This is a genomic window from Pseudomonas mucidolens (genome assembly GCF_900106045.1).
Classification (GTDB): Bacteria; Pseudomonadota; Gammaproteobacteria; order Pseudomonadales; family Pseudomonadaceae; genus Aquipseudomonas; species Aquipseudomonas mucidolens.
Genome location: NZ_LT629802.1, coordinates 4381628 through 4398145, shown reverse-complemented (window position 1 = coordinate 4398145; position 16518 = coordinate 4381628). Strand labels below are relative to the sequence as shown.

Here is a 16518-nt window from a genome sequence, read left to right as displayed (position 1 = left end):
ACTCCGCTGCCATGAATAGAACTCTTTATAGCTGTCTGTTTTACCTCGCGCTGCCATTGGTGGCCTTCCGTCTGTGGCTGCGTGCGCGCAAGGCGCCGGCCTATGCCGAACGCGTGGGTGAACGCTTTTCCTATGGCTTGCCGGTCATGCAGCCGGGCGGGATTTGGGTGCACGCGGTGTCGGTGGGCGAAAGCATCGCCGCCGCGCCGATGATTCGTGGGTTGCTCGAACGTTATCCACAGCTGCCGATCACCGTGACGTGTATGACGCCCACCGGTTCCGAGCGAATCCAGGCGTTGTTTGCCAACCAGCCGCGCATCCAGCACTGCTATCTGCCCTACGATTTGCCCTGTGCCGCCAAGCGTTTTCTGGATCGGGTCCAGCCGAAGCTGGCGGTGATCATGGAAACCGAACTGTGGCCCAATCATATCCACCACTGTGCCAAGCGCGGGATTCCGGTGGCATTGGCTAACGCACGGCTGTCGGCCCGATCCGCCAAGGGCTACGCACGTTTCGCCAGACTCACCGCGCCGATGCTCGCGCAAATGAGCCTGTTGGCGGTGCAGACCGAAACCGAAGCCGAGCGTTTTCGTAACCTTGGCGCTCGTCCGGAAACGGTCGAGGTCACGGGTTCGATCAAGTTTGACCTGAGCGTCGATCCGCAACTGCTGGAGCGCGCCGGCGCTCTGCGGCAACAGTGGCAGGCCGGCGAACGCCCGGTGTGGATCGCCGCAAGCACTCACGAAGGCGAAGATGAAGTAGTGCTCGCCGCTCATCGTCAGTTGCTGGGCAGCTATCCCAATGCGCTGCTGATTCTGGTGCCGCGACATTCGGAACGTTTCAACAGTGTGTTCGAGCTGTGCCGACAACAAGGCTTTGCCACGGTGCGCCGCTCCCGTGGTGAGCCGGTCACGGCCGACACCTCGGTATTGTTGGGCGACACCATGGGCGAATTACTGTTTCTGTATGCCCTGGCGGATAGCGCCTTTGTCGGTGGCAGCCTGGTGCCCACTGGCGGGCATAACCTGCTGGAGCCGGCGGCGTTGGGCAAACCGGTGATCAGCGGCGCGCATTTGTTCAACTTCCTCGACATCGCCGCGATGATGCGTGACGCAGGGGCATTGCGCGAAGTGGATGATGCCGACGGGCTGGCCGAAGCCGTGCGGCAGTTGTTCGAGTTGCCGCAGGATGCCCAGAGAATGGCGCAGGCGGCGCTCAAGGTGATGCAGGCCAACCAGGGCGCATTGAAGCGCTTGCTGGATGGACTGGATAAACTGCTTAACCACTGAGCAACACCAACCAAATGTGGGAGCGAGCAAGCCCGCTCCCACATGGGTTATGCGGTGAGCTTAATAGCTCGAGCGAGCCTTCAGTTGCTCGGCCGCGGCTTTCGCCAAATCCGGTGGCAAGAAGTCTTTGTCCGGGTTGTAGTCGGCCTTCAGGTACCGTGAGAGATCCTGCAGATCCCCTGGATTCAAGGTTCCCGCCGCCTGTTTCAAACGCAGGTTGTCGAGGATGTAGTCATAGCGGCTGTTGTTGTAATTGCGCACCGACGTATACAACTGGCGCTGGGCATCGAGCACATCGACGATATTGCGCGTGCCGACCTGATAGCCGATTTCCGTGGCTTCCACCGCACTCTGGTTGGAGATGATCGACTGACGGCGTGCCTGCACCTGTTCCACATCGGTATTCACCGCACGGTGCAGGTTGCGCGTGTTTTCCACCACCTGGCGGCGCAGGCCTTCGCGCTGTTGTTCGGTCTGGCCCAGGCGCGAATAGGATTCGCGCACTTGCGAGCTGGTGAGGCCGCCGCTGTACAGCGGGATATTCAGGCGCAGGCCGATAGTGCGCTGCTCGACATCACCGCGATAGGGCTGGCCGAAGGCATTCGGATTGCTGAAACCCAGGGCATCGTTGTCGCCTCTTTCGTACTGCGCCACGGCATCCAGCGTCGGGGCGTGACCGGCCTTGCGTTGCTTGAGGGTTTCTTCGGCTGCGGTGACCGCGTAGTTGCTAGCCAGCAGATTCAGATTCTGGCGACCGGCCGTATCGACCCAGGCCTTGGCGTCATTCGGGACCGGAGGCAGCACCGGCAGCGTGTGGACGATGCCCTGGATCGAGTTGTACTGGCGGTTGGTCAGGGTGATCAGCGCTTCAAAAGCGTCGTCGACCTGGCGCTGGGCTAGAATCCGATTGGCGCGAGCGGTGTCGTAACTGGCCTGGGATTGCAGTACGTCGGTCTTGTCCGACAGGCCCACATCGAAACGTTCGTTGGACTGGTCCAATTGGCGCTTGAAGGCGGCTTCTTCGGCCTTGGTCGAGGCGAGATTGTCCTGGGCGCGCAGCACCGCGAAATAACGTTCGGCGCTCTGCAGAATCAGCTCTTGCTCGGTGGCCGAGAGTTGCAGCGCGGCTTGCTCGTTGACGGCTTCGGCGGCCTGCAACTGGAACCAGCGGTCGGCGCGAAACAGCGGCTGGCTCAGGGTTGCTCGCCAGGAATGCGCGTCACGATTGGCGGTGGCCGCTGGCTGATCGATCTGAGTGCGCACATTGTTGATGTCGGCACCTGCCGAGAGGTTGGGCAGCAAACCGGCGCGGGCCTGGGGCACCACTTCTTTTTGTGCGCCATATTGAGCGCGGGCGGCCGCCAGATCGGCATTATTGTCCACCGCTTCCTGATAAACGCTGACCAGGTCGGTTTTGGTCGACAAGGGCGCTTCAGCTGCCCAGACCATTCCATTGGTCGCACAAGACACGGCAAGGGCCAGTGAGAGTTTGCGCAGCATGAGGCGATCCCTAGATGAATATTACAGCTATAATTTAGCGCCCAAGGCTACGATGAGCATTGTGTAGCGTCAAGGCGTTGAAGCAGTAGCCGAGTGTAGTGGCCGCGTCGCGACGCAACAATCCTGTAATTGCGCCATTTATCACGCTGAATGCTCCGGCGTTGGCAATTTGCCCGTTGCATGGTCTAGACTGGCGGCGTTCTTGTCGGGGTGCCTTGCTATGAGGCTGAGATCGGTAAATACCGGATCCCGTTGAACCTGATCAGGTTAGCGCCTGCGTAGGGAACAAGATTTCTCGTCACCCGGCGAGTCCTCTTGTGCTTCGTCCGGGATGTTGTTCGACAATCGAACAGCCTCGTGCGCCAAGCACAGCACTTATTCTCAGTGCGTCCATCCGTCCCAGGTTCGCTCCGACAAAAATCCACTGCCTGGATGTGTCTGGAGAGCCCGTGATGACTACAAAACCAAAAAACACCGTGCATTTGAGTGAGTCGGCCAAGGTCGATCAGCAGTCAGTGCAGCCGTTTACCCGCTCGCAAAAAATCTATGTCCAAGGCACTCGCCCCGACATCCGCGTGCCGATGCGTGAAATCAGCCTCGACGTCACACCCACCGATTTCGGCGGCGAAATCAATGCTCCGGTTGTGGTGTATGACACCTCCGGTCCCTACACCGACCCGAACGTCATCATTGATGTGCGCCAAGGCCTGGCCGACGTGCGTTCGCCCTGGATCGAGTCGCGTGGCGACACCGAGCGCCTGACCGGCCTCAGCTCGCATTTTGGTCAGCAGCGCCTGAGTGATGCCGAGCTGACCGCCCTGCGTTTCGCCCATGTGAAGAACCCGCGCCGCGCCAAGGCCGGGGCCAACGTCACGCAAATGCACTACGCGCGTAAAGGCATCATCACCGCCGAGATGGAGTACGTCGCCATCCGCGAAAACATGAAGCTGGAAGAGGCCCGCGCCAGCGGCCTGCTGGATCAGCAGCACGCCGGTCACAGTTTTGGCGCCAGCGTGCCGAAAATCATCACCCCGGAGTTCGTGCGCGAGGAAATCGCCCGGGGCCGCGCCATCATCCCGGCCAACATCAACCACACCGAATTGGAACCGATGATCATCGGTCGTAACTTCCTGGTGAAGATCAACGGCAATATCGGTAATAGCGCCCTGGGTTCGTCCATCGAAGAAGAAGTGGCGAAACTGACCTGGGGCATTCGCTGGGGCTCGGACACGGTGATGGACTTGTCCACCGGCAAGCACATCCATGAAACCCGCGAATGGATCATCCGTAACTCGCCGGTGCCGATCGGTACCGTGCCGATCTACCAGGCCCTGGAAAAAGTCGGCGGCGCTGCCGAAGACCTGACCTGGGAGTTGTTCCGCGACACCCTGATCGAACAGGCCGAGCAGGGCGTTGATTACTTCACCATCCACGCCGGCGTCCTGCTGCGCTACGTGCCGCTGACGGCCAAGCGCGTCACGGGCATCGTGTCCCGTGGCGGCTCGATCATGGCCAAGTGGTGCCTGGCGCATCACAAGGAGAACTTCACCTACACGCATTTCGACGAAATCTGCGAAATCATGAAGGCCTATGACGTCAGCTTCTCCCTCGGGGATGGCTTGCGTCCAGGCTCGATTGCCGACGCCAATGACGCAGCGCAGTTCGGTGAGCTGGAAACCCTCGGCGAGTTGACCAAAACCGCCTGGAAACATGATGTGCAAACCATGATCGAAGGCCCGGGCCATGTGCCGATGCAGTTGATCAAGGAGAACATGGACAAGCAACTGGAGTGCTGCGACGAGGCGCCGTTCTACACCCTCGGCCCGTTGACTACCGACATCGCACCGGGCTACGACCACATCACTTCAGGGATCGGCGCGGCGATGATCGGCTGGTTCGGCTGCGCCATGCTCTGCTACGTCACGCCCAAGGAACACTTGGGTTTGCCGAACAAGGATGATGTGAAGACCGGAATCATCACTTACAAGATTGCGGCTCACGCGGCTGACTTGGCCAAGGGACATCCCGGCGCGCAGATCCGCGATAACGCCTTGAGCAAAGCGCGCTTCGAGTTCCGTTGGGAAGACCAGTTCAACCTTGGCCTGGACCCGGATACGGCGCGTTCCTATCACGATGAAACTTTGCCGAAGGATTCGGCCAAGGTCGCGCATTTCTGCTCGATGTGCGGGCCGAAGTTCTGCTCGATGAAGATTACCCAGGAAGTCCGTGAATATGCGGCCAACCAGCGGATCGAGGCGGTAGATGTGGATGTCGCCAAGGGGCTGGCGGAACAGGCGGAGCGGTTCAGGCAGGAAGGTAGTCAGCTTTACAAGAAGGTCTGATGGGCGGGGGCGGTTGACGGGGTGCCTAAGAACAAAATCAAAAGCAAGTCGGCTTGAAGGCCGACCTGTTTTCGTTGAGTGTCTTGTAGGAGCGAGCTTGCTCGCGAAGGTCGTTAACGGTGACGCGGGAAGTCTGACTCCCCGAGGTGTCCTCAGGTTTTTCGCGAGCAAGCTCGCTCCTACAGAGGGCGGTTTTGCCCTGGCTTGCGATCTTGATCTTAGCCGCCGTTTAACTCCCCTGGCGCAACATCAGTGACCCACAGGCACCAGCTCCGGCGCGAGTGACGGGGTGCCTAAGAACAAAATCAAAAGCAAGTCGGCTTGAAGGCCGACCTGTTTTCGTGGAGTGTCTTGTAGGAGCGAGCTTGCTCGCGAAGGTCGTTAACGATGACGCGGGAAGTCTGACTCCCCGAGGCGCCCTCAGGTTTTTCGCGAGCAAGCTCGCTCCTACAGAGGGCGGCTCTGCCCTGGCTTGCGATCTTGATCTTAGCCGCTGTTTAACTCCCCTGGCGCAACATCAGTGACCCACAGGCACCAGCTCCGGCTTGATGATGCCTTCAAGGCGCGAGTGACGGGGTGCCTAAGAACAAAATCAAAAGCAAGTCGGCTTGAAGGCCGACCTGTTTTCGTTGAGTGTCTTGTAGGAGCGAGCTTGCTAGCGAAGGTCGTTAACGGTGACGCGGGAAGTCTGACTCCCCGAGGCGTCCTCAGGTTTTTCGCGAGCAAGCTCGCTCCTACAGAGGGCGGCTCTGCCCTGGCTTGCGATTTTGATCTTAGCCGCCGTTTAACTCCCCTGGCGCAACATCAGTGACCCACAGGCACCAGTTCCGGCTTGATGATGCCTTCAAGGCGCGAATAAGGAATCTGCAGCTCGACATGGCCCAAGGCATACGGGGCGATGGTCGTGGTCGGGTATTTGAGAACCACGTCACTGGACGTCAGCGCCACGTTCGGGGTTTTCTGAAACGGCCAGGCTTTCACGTAATCCGGCTCCAGGCTCAGGCGGGTGCTGATCAGCCAGCTGTTATGGGCGACCAGGCCGGCTTTCCAGAAAGCCTCTTCCTTGCCGGGCAACAGCATGTCAGTCAGGCTCAGGGCCTTTTGTTGCTGGCGCGAGTAGTTGATGAAGCCGCGACCGGGTTCGCCGTGGGCGCCGCCTTGGTCCAGGTAACTGGACAGTTCGATGATCACCAAGCCGTCATGCTGCTCACGTACCTTGGCCTGCAAATACATGCTGTTGCGCGGGCCGGACTCACGCAGGAATTTATCCCGATAGGCATTGAGCGTCGCTGGCAGCGGGGCGCCCGGCGTGGTGCGGGTCATTTCCAGCAGCCGTTGTTCGATCAAGGCGTCGAGTTTCGGTTCTTGGGCAAAATGCACGGTGTCGATGTTCACCAGCGGGCAATCGGCGGTGGCGCAGCCCGCCTGGGTTTGCTCCGATGTATCGCGAGTGACGTCCAGCGGTGCGCGGTAACTGGGTTGGAACAGGCTCTGACACGCACCGAGCGTCAAGGCGATACAGGCCACGGAGGCAATTTTTAAAAGCGACATGTGCGTCCTTCATAAAACGGAGAAGAGCGAAAGATATGCGGCTTCGACTACCTGCATCGCAGTCAGTTCGCCACTAAGCTGATTACAGAGAGTTTGACGCCAGCCGTCTATCCCGGCAACCGGAAAGGGGCTGCACCGAGGGCCAATGGCGCTGTAGGATGGCGCGATGTCGAGGGATACCTCGAAATCAATGTGCAGGAAACGAGGGTTGATATGACCGACATTGCGAAATCGACGCCGAGCCAGATCGAGCTCGTGCAGCGCGACAATGCCTATCAGGGCGTCTACAAGCTTGATCGCGTGCAATTGCGCCACGAGAAATTCGACGGTGGCCTGAGCCGGGTGATCAGTCGTGAAGTCTTCGTGCGTCACGATGCCGTGTGTGTCTTGCCTTACGACCCGCAGCGCGATGAAGTGGTGCTGATCGAGCAATTTCGTGTCGGTGCCATGGGCCGTACCGATAACCCGTGGCTGGTGGAAATGGTCGCCGGGTTGATCGACAAGGACGAGCAGCCGGAGGAGGTTGCACACCGCGAAGCCGAGGAGGAAGCTGGACTGACCTTCTCTGCGCTGTGGCCGATCACTCAGTATTTTCCGTCCCCTGGGGGCAGTACCGAATTCGTCCACTTGTTCCTGGGGCGCTGTGACAGTGGCGGTGCGGGCGGCATTCATGGACTGGAAGAAGAGGCAGAAGATATTCGCGTCACCGTCTGGGCCTTTGAAGATGCCCTGCAAGCGGTGCGTGACGGAAAAATTTGCAATGCAGCCAGCATTATCGCCCTGCAGTGGCTTGCGCTTAATCGCGCGGAAGTGAGGGGGTTATGGCAGTAAAGGCGCGTGAACGCTACCGGGTTGACCTGATCGGGTTGCAAGCTGCCTGCGAGGCCAACTATGCGCGGCTGATGCGGTTGCTGCCGGACATGCGCCACGCGCCTGAGGCACGGCGCATTGCCGTGACCCACGGTGACCAGATGCTCGGCGTGCTGACCCTGGAAGTCATCCTGACCTGTCCTTACACCAGCACGTTGAGGGTACGCCAGGAACACAGCTTGCCATGGCTGCCCGTGCCGCAGCTGGAGGTCCAGGTTTATCACGATGCGCGGATGGCGGAGGTGATCAGTGCCGAACATGCGCGGCGCTTTCGCAGTATCTATCCTTATCCCAATGTGTTCATGCACCAACCCGATGAGAAAGCCCAACTCAATGTGTTCCTCGGCGAATGGCTGAGCCATTGCCTGGCCTTGGGTCATGAGTTTGAAGTGGTTCGGTAGCGGTAATCTGCGCGCGCCCGTCTCGCGGGTTTTCTCTTTTGTGTGTGCCCCAGCATAATTACGCCCATTACCCATTCCTGTGATCACGTCCTGGGAGAACGTCTTGCCGAGTGTATCTATCTCGAACCCCGATGCTGCGGTGCTGCTGGTGCAACTGTCTGACAGCCACCTGTTTGCCGAGCCCGGCGCCCGGCTGTTGGGCATGAATACCCGCGACAGCCTGCAGCGGGTGATTGATCTTGTGCGGGCGCGACAGCCACGGATTGACCTACTGTTGGCCACCGGGGATTTGTCCCAGGATGGCACGCTGCAGTCATACCAGTTGTTTCGCGATATGACCCGCCAGATACTGGCACCGGCCCGCTGGATTCCGGGGAATCACGATGAGCTGCGGATCATGGCCGAGGCCACCACGGGCAGCACACTGCTGCAACCCGTGGTGGATGTGGGCAACTGGCGCGTTACCTTGCTGGATTCCGCCGTGCCGGGCTCGGTGCCGGGCTATCTGGCAGACTCGCAATTACAGTTGCTGGCGCAATCTCTGAGCGAAGCGCCGACTCGCCATCATCTGGTGTGTTTCCACCATCACCCGGTGTCCATCGATTGTGCCTGGATGGAGCCCATCGGCTTGCGCAATCCCGAAGCGCTGTTTGCCGTGCTTGAGCGTTTTCCACAGGTCAAGGCGCTGCTTTGGGGGCATGTCCATCAAGAGATCGACCGTGAGCGCAATGGCGTACGGTTGCTGGCGTCCCCCTCGACCTGTATTCAATTCGCCCCCGGCAGTGAGGATTTCAAGGTGAGCGAAGAGGCGCCCGGCTATCGCTGGTTGCGACTGCATCCGGATGGGCGACTGGATACGGGAGTAGAGCGGGTCGCAGGCTTCGCGTTTCAGGTGGACTACGGCAGCAACGGCTACTGATTTTCCCTGTAAACTGCGCCTTTTTGGCTGAAGCACGGAGAGCCGGTATGTCCGCTTCGATCTTGTATATCCACGGCTTCAACAGTGCGCCGGCCTCCAACAAGGCCAGTCTGTTGGTTGGGGTGATGGACAGTCTTGGTCTGGCTGATCAATTGCAGGTGCCGGCGCTGCACCACCACCCGCGCCAGGCAATTGCCCAGCTGGAACAGGCGATCAGTGAGCTGGGTCGGCCTTTGCTGGTCGGCAGCTCACTCGGCGGCTACTATGCAACCCATCTTGCCGAACGCCATGGCCTCAAGGCCTTGCTGGTCAACCCGGCCGTCAGCCCGCATCGAATGTTCGACGGTTACCTGGGGACCCAGAAAAACCTCTACACCGATGAAACCTGGGAACTGACCCACGACCACATCACGGCCCTGGTCGAGTTGGAGGTTGCGGCACCCGAGGATGCCCAGCGGTATCAGGTATGGTTGCAGACCGGGGATGAAACACTGGATTATCGCCTCGCTGAAGAATATTACCGGGCCTGTGCCTTGCGCATCCAGGCCGGCGGCGACCATGGCTTTCAAGGCTTTGGTCGACAGTTGCCGGCGCTGTTGAGTTTTGCCGGCATTGGCGCAGATCAGTATCAATCCTTCGATTTCACAGCGCTGTAGAAGACAGGCTGGAAATCGCAGGTTAATTTTTAATCGAACGACTCACGACGAGACCCCATGGCCACTCCCAGCGCTAGCTCTTATAACGCCGACGCCATCGAAGTCCTCTCGGGCCTCGACCCGGTGCGCAAACGCCCCGGCATGTACACCGACACCAGTCGGCCGAACCACCTTGCCCAGGAAGTCATCGACAACAGCGTCGACGAAGCCTTGGCCGGGCACGCCAAGTCGGTACAAGTCATCCTTCACGCCGACCATTCGCTGGAAGTGTCCGACGATGGCCGCGGCATGCCGGTGGACATTCACCCGGAAGAAGGCGTGCCGGGCGTCGAGCTGATCCTCACCAAACTGCACGCGGGCGGCAAGTTTTCCAACAAGAACTACCAATTCTCCGGCGGCTTGCACGGTGTCGGTATTTCAGTGGTCAACGCCTTGTCGACGCTGGTGCGGGTCAAGGTCAAGCGTGACGGCAACGAGTACCAGATGACCTTCGCCGATGGCTACAAAGCCACCGACCTGGAGGTGATCGGCACCGTCGGCAAACGCAATACCGGCACCAGCGTGTACTTTGCGCCGGACCCGAAATATTTTGACTCAGCAAAATTCTCCATCAGCCGCCTCAAGCACGTACTCAAGGCCAAGGCCGTATTGTGCCCCGGGTTGCTGGTCAGTTTTGAAGACAAAGGCACCGGCGAAAAGGTCGAGTGGCACTACGAAGACGGCCTGCGTTCCTACCTGGAAGACTCGGTCAGCGACTTCGAGCGCCTGCCCAACGAGCCGTTCTGCGGCAGTCTGGCGGGGAACAAGGAAGCGGTGGACTGGGCCTTGCTATGGTTGCCCGAAGGCGGCGACAGTGTTCAGGAAAGCTACGTCAACCTGATCCCGACCGCTCAGGGCGGTACCCACGTCAACGGTTTGCGCCAGGGCTTGCTGGATGCCATGCGCGAGTTCTGCGAATACCGCAACCTGTTGCCGCGTGGCGTGAAGCTGGCCCCGGAAGACGTCTGGGAACGGATCGCTTTCGTCCTGTCGATGAAGATGCAAGAGGCGCAATTCTCCGGGCAGACCAAGGAGCGTCTGTCGTCCCGCGAAGCCGCCGCATTTGTTTCCGGGGTGGTCAAGGACGCTTTCAGCCTGTGGCTCAACGAACACCCCGAGCTGGGCCTGGCTTTGGCGGAACTGGCGATCAACAACGCCGGACGTCGCCTCAAAGCCAGTAAAAAGGTCGAGCGCAAGCGCATTACCCAAGGCCCGGCGCTGCCGGGCAAGTTGGCCGATTGCGCCGGGCAGGACCCGATGCGCTCCGAACTGTTCCTGGTGGAAGGTGATTCCGCCGGTGGCTCCGCCAAGCAGGCGCGGGACAAGGAGTTCCAGGCGATCCTGCCGTTGCGGGGCAAAATCCTCAATACCTGGGAAGTCGATGGCAGCGAGGTGCTGGCCAGCCAGGAAGTGCACAACATCGCCGTGGCCATCGGCGTCGACCCGGGCGCGGCGGACATGAGTCAGTTGCGCTACGGCAAGATTTGCATCCTCGCCGACGCCGACTCCGACGGTCTGCACATCGCCACGTTGCTCTGCGCGCTGTTCGTCCAGCATTTCCGCCCGCTGGTGGATGCCGGTCACGTCTATGTGGCCATGCCGCCGCTGTACCGTATCGACCTGGGCAAGGAGATTTACTACGCCCTGGATGAAGCCGAGCGCGACGGCATTCTTGATCGCCTGGTGGCCGAGAAGAAGCGCGGCAAGCCTCAAGTCACCCGATTCAAAGGGCTGGGTGAGATGAATCCGCCGCAACTGCGGGAAACCACCATGGATCCGAACACTCGGCGCCTGGTGCAATTGACCCTGGAAGACTTCGCCGCCACTTCGGAAATGATGGACATGCTGCTGGCGAAGAAGCGCGCCGGTGATCGCAAGTCCTGGCTGGAATCCAAAGGCAACCTGGCCGAGGTGTTGGGCTGATGCGCAGCGGTTTCGCCCTGGCGATACTGTTGTCGAGCGCGGGGATGACCACTCAAGTGAGTGCCGCCCCGGTGGTCGAGCTCAAGCTGCTAGCTGAACACCCGGTCGAAGGCATGCGTGGCGGCAATCTGTCGGGGCTGGCCGTGTGCGGCGGTGAGCTGTGGACGGTGTCTGACCGCGATGACGAGCAGATTTACCGGCTTGATACGCGCGCAGAGACCTGGTTGGCCGAAACGGTGAGGATCAAGGTACCGCCAGTGCCTGAGTCCGGGCTGCCCTGGGGGTTGCGCGCACGCACGGCCGCGGCGTCGCTGATTCGCGGTGGCGACCTCGATTTTGAAGGTATCAGCTGTGATGCCGCGGGCAATCGCTACATCGTCAGCGAAGCCCATGCGGCGGTATTGCAGGTACCGGTGAACGGGGAGCCGGCGTGGCTGAAAATCGCCCCCGGCGTGGTGCGTGAGGCGCGGGCCAGCGGCCTGCTGCTGGAGTTCAATGCCTTATTCGAAGGCCTGGCGGTGAACCCCGAGGGCAATCAGATCTGGCTGGCGGCCGAGCGTCAGCGGCGTGGGCTGATTTCCATCAAGCGCCCGCAGAGTCTGTGGGATTGTGACGGTGCCTGCGTGTTGCTGAGCGAAGCGGGCGTGCACATGCAGCCGGCGCAGTTTCCGGGAGCCAAGGCGGTGCCCAAGGACTTCGCCGACCTGGCGTTGTTCAACGGTAAGCTGTTTACCCTTGAACGCAACGCGTACCAGATCTGCCGGCGCGACAGCGTGACGGCCAAGGTCGAGTTGTGTTGGTCGTTTGCCGAGGACGCCCTGACGCCGAACCGGCGTTACGCCCAGAGCTACGGCCTGGCGGAAGCCTTGGTGATTGATGAGGACGGTGCCTGGATCGGCCTCGACAATAATATCGGCGCCCGCGCCGATGGTGACAAACGGCCGGTGGTCTATCGTTTCGCCGCTCCGGCCGATGGTTGGAGCGCCCAGCCATGAGCAAGCCGCCGCCCGGCAAGCGCGCCGGTCGTATATTGATGTTTGTGGCCTGGGGCGCCGGACTGTTTTTGGCCACGCGTTTTTTTGGACAGTGGGAAGCGCGTCAGGAAAACCCCAACGCGGTGGTCACCTCGCAGCAACACGCGGGTTATATCGAAGTGAAACTGGTCGGCAACGGCCAGGGGCATTTCGTTGCCAGCGGCCAGATCAACGGCCAGTCGGTGGAGTTCATGCTCGATACCGGCGCCACCGATGTGGCGGTGCCGGCCGAGCTTGCCGAGCGCCTGGGGCTCACGCGTGGCTTACCAGTGACCTTGAGCACGGCTAACGGGCGTAGCCAGGGCTATCGCACGCACCTCGACCGCCTGCAGTTGGGCGATATTGTCCTGCAGGACGTGCGCGCCCTGGTGGCGCCGGGATTGGGTGGCGAGCAAGTACTATTGGGCATGAGCGCTTTGAAACAACTTGAATTTACCCAGCGTGGCGGCATCTTGCTGCTGCGCCAGACCAGACAATGATGAGGCCCGCATGAGTGACATCCTCGCAGACAGCTTAGATGGCGTTGAGCGCCGATCGCTGGCTGACTTCACCGAAAGTGCCTACCTCAACTACTCCATGTACGTGATCATGGACCGGGCCTTGCCGCATATCGGCGACGGCCTGAAACCGGTACAGCGGCGCATTATCTACGCCATGAGTGAGTTGGGCCTGGACGCGGACTCCAAGCACAAGAAGTCGGCGCGGACCGTCGGTGATGTGCTCGGCAAGTTCCATCCCCATGGCGACTCGGCGTGCTATGAAGCCATGGTGCTGATGGCTCAGCCGTTCAGCTACCGCTACACCTTGGTTGACGGCCAGGGCAACTGGGGTGCGCCGGATGATCCCAAGTCCTTCGCCGCCATGCGTTACACCGAAGCACGGCTGTCGCGCTATTCAGAAGTGCTGCTCAGCGAATTGGGCCAGGGCACCGCGAACTGGGGGCCGAACTTCGACGGCACTCTCGAGGAACCGCTGGTATTGCCGGCACGTTTGCCGAATATCCTGCTCAATGGCACCACCGGCATCGCGGTCGGCATGGCCACTGACGTGCCGCCGCACAACTTGCGGGAAGTCGCCACCGCCTGCGTGCGCCTGCTGGACGAACCCAAGGCCACCGTTGAACAGCTGTGCGAGCATATCCAGGGCCCAGACTACCCGACCGAAGCGGAAATCATCACGCCGCGCGCCGACCTGTTGAAAATGTACGAGACCGGCAAGGGCTCGGTGCGCATGCGTGCCGTGTACCATATCGAAGACGGCGATATCATCGTCACCGCCTTGCCGCACCAGGTCTCCGGGGCCAAGGTACTGGAACAGATTGCCGCGCTGATGCAGGCCAAACCGTCGAAACTGCCGCAAGTGGCTGACCTGCGTGACGAATCCGATCACGAAAACCCATGCCGCATCGTGATCATCCCGACCAATAGTCGGGTCGACCACGAAGTGCTAATGCAGCATCTTTTCGCCAGCACCGATCTGGAGTCCAGCTATCGGGTCAACGTCAACATCATCGGCCTGGACGGCAAGCCGCAGCTCAAGAACCTGCGGGCGCTGTTGGTGGAATGGCTGGAGTTCCGGGTGCAGACGGTGCGTCGTCGCCTTCAGTTCCGCCTGGACAAGGTCGAGCGTCGCCTGCACCTGTTGGATGGCTTGCTGATCGCCTACCTCAACCTGGATGAAGTGATTCATATCATCCGTACCGCCGAGCATCCGAAAGCCGAATTGATCGCGCGTTTCGAGCTGAGCGAGATCCAGGCCGACTACATTCTCGACACGCGCTTGCGTCAATTGGCGCGCCTGGAAGAGATGAAGCTGCGCGACGAGCAGGATGCGTTGCTCAAGGAGCAAGCCAAGCTGCAAGCGCTGCTGGGCAGCGAAGCCAAGCTCAAGAAACTGGTACGCAGCGAGCTGATCAAGGACGCCGAAACCTATGGCGACGACCGCCGTTCGCCGATTGTCGAGCGTGCTGAAGCCAAGGCTCTGACAGAAACCGAGTTGCTGCCGAACGAGAAAATTACCGTCGTTTTGTCGGAAAAAGGTTGGGTTCGCTCCGCCAAAGGGCATGATATTGACGCCACCGGGTTGTCTTACAAGGCCGGCGACGGATTCAAGACCGCGGCGCCCGGGCGGTCCAACCAATTCGCGGTGTTTATTGACTCCACGGGGCGCAGTTATTCGGTGCCGGCTCATACCTTGCCATCGGCGCGTGGCCAAGGTGAGCCGCTGACGGGGCGCCTGACACCGCCGCCTGGAGCGAATTTTGAGTGTGTGCTGTTGCCCGATGATGACTCGCTGTACATCATCGCGTCCGACGCCGGTTACGGATTTGTGGTCAAGGGTGAAGACTTGCAAGCCAAGAACAAGGCGGGCAAGGCACTTCTGAGCCTGCCGAACAACGCCAAAGTGATCCCGCCGCGTCCGGTGGAGGATCGCGAAGGCAACTGGCTGGCATCGGTGACCACTGAAGGACGTCTGCTGGTCTTCAAGATCAGTGACCTGCCGCAGTTGGGCAAAGGCAAGGGCAACAAGATTATTGGTATTCCAGGGGAGCGGGTGGCCAGTCGCGAAGAGTACGTGACTGACATTGCGGTGATCCCGGAAGGCTCGACCCTGGTGCTGCAGGCCGGCAAACGTACGTTGTCGCTGCGCCCTGACGACCTTGAGCATTACAAGGGCGAACGTGGTCGACGCGGGAATAAATTGCCCCGTGGCTTCCAGCGAGTGGACGCATTATTGGTCGAAACGCCCGCTTAACGCGATATAGAGCACCCGATCTACGATTTAACCCGTAGATCGACGCTTTCGCGCTGGAGTCATGACGCATATTCACGGATGATATGGCCTCTCTAGCGCCGGCGTGGCTGAGCGCGTACAGATTGTTTTTAAGTATTACATTATGGTTTGCCTTGTGGCCGCCACTTGGATGGGATGATGACTGCTCCACGCCTTCCTTTATTCTTGATGCTCGCTGGCCTTTTGGGGTTGGCGGGTTGCAGCACCCACCAGCCGGTGTCGCTGTATCAGTTGGACAGCGGAAGTCCGGCTCAGCCGTCACAAAGTGCCGGCATGGCAGTATTGCTCGGCCCGGTTGTGGTGGCTGACTACCTGCAGCGCGAAACCCTGCTGCAACGTCAGAACGACGGCAGCCTGCAAGGCGCTACTGACGGTCGTTGGGCCGGTAGTCTGTCTTCGGACATCAATCAGCTGATGTTGCGTCAAGTGGCCGGTCACCTGGATAGTCAGCGCGTGGTGTTAGCGCCGGCGCCGAGCAGCTTCGCCCAGGACGTACAGGTGTTGCTGACCATCACTCGCCTGGATTCCGGTTCTACGCAACCGGCCATCCTTGATGCGCAGTGGCGCCTGATTGATCGTCGTGGCCAGGTGCGTGACAACCGCATCGTGCATTTGCAGGAAGAGCACGGCGGCAGCACAGCTTCTCAGGTTCAGGCCCAGGGCGTGTTGTTGCAGCGTCTGGCGGAACAGTTGTCGGTGGCGCTCAAACCGTTGGCCAACCAGTCTGCGATCGTCGAAGCACCCCGCAAGCAGCCTAAGGCGCCAGCCAAGCCCGCAGCCCCGGAAAAGCCGAAAATCCCAATGGCTTCGCCTATCCGTACGGATCTGGAAGTGTTCAGGTTCTGATCTGGAGCCTGGCACCCCGAGGCGTTCTCAGATTTTCGCGAGCAAGCTGGCAAAAAAGGCTTCTGTAGGAGCGAGCTTGCTCGCGAAGATTGTCAACGATCACACGGGAAGCCTGGCACCCCGAGGCGTTCTCAGGTTTTCGCGAGTAAGCTGGCAAAAAAGGCTTCTGTAGGAGCGAGCTTGCTCGCGAAGATTGTCAGCGATGACATGGGAAGCCTGGCACCCCGAGGCGTTCTCAGGTTTTCGCGAGTAAGCTGGCAAAAAAGGCTTCTGTAGGAGCGAGCTTGCTCGCGAAGATTGTCAACGATGACACGGGAAGCCTGGCACCCCGAGGCGTTCTCAGGTTTTTCGCGAG

Annotated in this window: 13 protein-coding genes, 1 pseudogene and 1 riboswitch; of the genes and pseudogenes, 12 read left to right on the top strand and 2 right to left on the bottom strand. The window is 60.2% G+C overall.

Features of this window, described 5'->3' with window-relative positions; translation table 11 throughout:
- The first annotated feature begins 11 nt into the window (after positions 1-11).
- Positions 12-1289 (top strand): lipid IV(A) 3-deoxy-D-manno-octulosonic acid transferase, encoded by a 1278-nt coding sequence (gene waaA / locus BLU75_RS20260; RefSeq protein WP_084379680.1) that lies wholly within the window; start codon positions 12-14, stop codon positions 1287-1289.
- Between the two features lie 60 nt (positions 1290-1349).
- Here the strand turns inward: waaA and BLU75_RS20255 are convergent, their stop codons facing one another.
- Positions 1350-2789, bottom strand: coding sequence for a TolC family outer membrane protein (locus BLU75_RS20255; protein WP_084379679.1), 1440 nt, complete (start codon positions 2787-2789; stop codon positions 1350-1352).
- A gap of 196 nt (positions 2790-2985) precedes the next feature.
- A riboswitch (TPP riboswitch) is annotated at positions 2986-3091 on the top strand.
- Positions 3092-3241: 150 nt separating this feature from the next.
- Here BLU75_RS20255 and thiC point away from each other — a divergent pair.
- The gene (gene thiC / locus BLU75_RS20250) at positions 3242-5131 is read left to right on the top strand and encodes a phosphomethylpyrimidine synthase ThiC (protein WP_084379678.1); all 1890 of its coding nucleotides are present in this window, start codon (positions 3242-3244) and stop codon (positions 5129-5131) included.
- Between the two features lie 365 nt (positions 5132-5496).
- Positions 5497-5646: pseudogene (locus BLU75_RS28385) on the top strand (outer membrane lipoprotein carrier protein LolA); the annotation flags it as partial.
- A 289-nt stretch (positions 5647-5935) separates the two neighbouring features.
- Here BLU75_RS28385 and BLU75_RS20240 read toward each other — a convergent pair.
- The gene (locus BLU75_RS20240; protein ID WP_084379676.1) at positions 5936-6682 is read right to left on the bottom strand and encodes an RsiV family protein; all 747 of its coding nucleotides are present in this window, start codon (positions 6680-6682) and stop codon (positions 5936-5938) included.
- A gap of 213 nt (positions 6683-6895) precedes the next feature.
- Here BLU75_RS20240 and BLU75_RS20235 point away from each other — a divergent pair, with 213 nt between their 5' ends.
- From BLU75_RS20235 to BLU75_RS20195, 9 genes are all read left to right on the top strand, one after another.
- The gene (locus tag BLU75_RS20235; RefSeq protein ID WP_084379675.1) at positions 6896-7513 is read left to right on the top strand and encodes an NUDIX domain-containing protein; all 618 of its coding nucleotides are present in this window, start codon (positions 6896-6898) and stop codon (positions 7511-7513) included.
- Positions 7504-7953: a DUF1249 domain-containing protein gene (locus BLU75_RS20230; protein WP_084379674.1), complete on the top strand. Its 450-nt coding sequence runs from the start codon at positions 7504-7506 to the stop codon at positions 7951-7953. The genes BLU75_RS20235 and BLU75_RS20230 overlap by 10 nt, the downstream gene beginning before the upstream one ends.
- Positions 7954-8056: 103 nt before the next feature.
- On the top strand, positions 8057-8872 hold the full coding sequence (gene cpdA / locus BLU75_RS20225) for a 3',5'-cyclic-AMP phosphodiesterase (protein ID WP_084379673.1): 816 nt from the start codon (positions 8057-8059) through the stop codon (positions 8870-8872).
- Between the two features lie 47 nt (positions 8873-8919).
- A complete protein-coding gene (locus BLU75_RS20220; RefSeq protein ID WP_084379672.1) occupies positions 8920-9528 on the top strand; it encodes a YqiA/YcfP family alpha/beta fold hydrolase in 609 nt (202 codons plus the stop codon).
- A 57-nt stretch (positions 9529-9585) separates the two neighbouring features.
- Entirely contained in the window at positions 9586-11490 is a 1905-nt protein-coding gene (gene parE / locus BLU75_RS20215; RefSeq protein WP_084379671.1) for a DNA topoisomerase IV subunit B, read from the top strand.
- Positions 11490-12485 (top strand): esterase-like activity of phytase family protein, encoded by a 996-nt coding sequence (locus tag BLU75_RS20210; RefSeq protein WP_084379670.1) that lies wholly within the window; start codon positions 11490-11492, stop codon positions 12483-12485. Before parE ends, BLU75_RS20210 begins: the two co-directional genes overlap by 1 nt.
- Positions 12482-13003, top strand: coding sequence for a retropepsin-like aspartic protease family protein (locus BLU75_RS20205; RefSeq protein WP_084379669.1), 522 nt, complete (start codon positions 12482-12484; stop codon positions 13001-13003). Before BLU75_RS20210 ends, BLU75_RS20205 begins: the two co-directional genes overlap by 4 nt.
- Positions 13004-13013: 10 nt before the next feature.
- Positions 13014-15278 carry a DNA topoisomerase IV subunit A gene (gene parC, locus BLU75_RS20200; RefSeq protein ID WP_084379668.1) on the top strand — a complete coding sequence of 755 codons (2265 nt, stop codon included), beginning with the start codon at positions 13014-13016 and terminating at the stop codon, positions 15276-15278.
- A gap of 177 nt (positions 15279-15455) precedes the next feature.
- Positions 15456-16163: a PqiC family protein gene (locus BLU75_RS20195; RefSeq protein ID WP_084379667.1), complete on the top strand. Its 708-nt coding sequence runs from the start codon at positions 15456-15458 to the stop codon at positions 16161-16163.
- Positions 16164-16518: the final 355 nt, after the last annotated feature.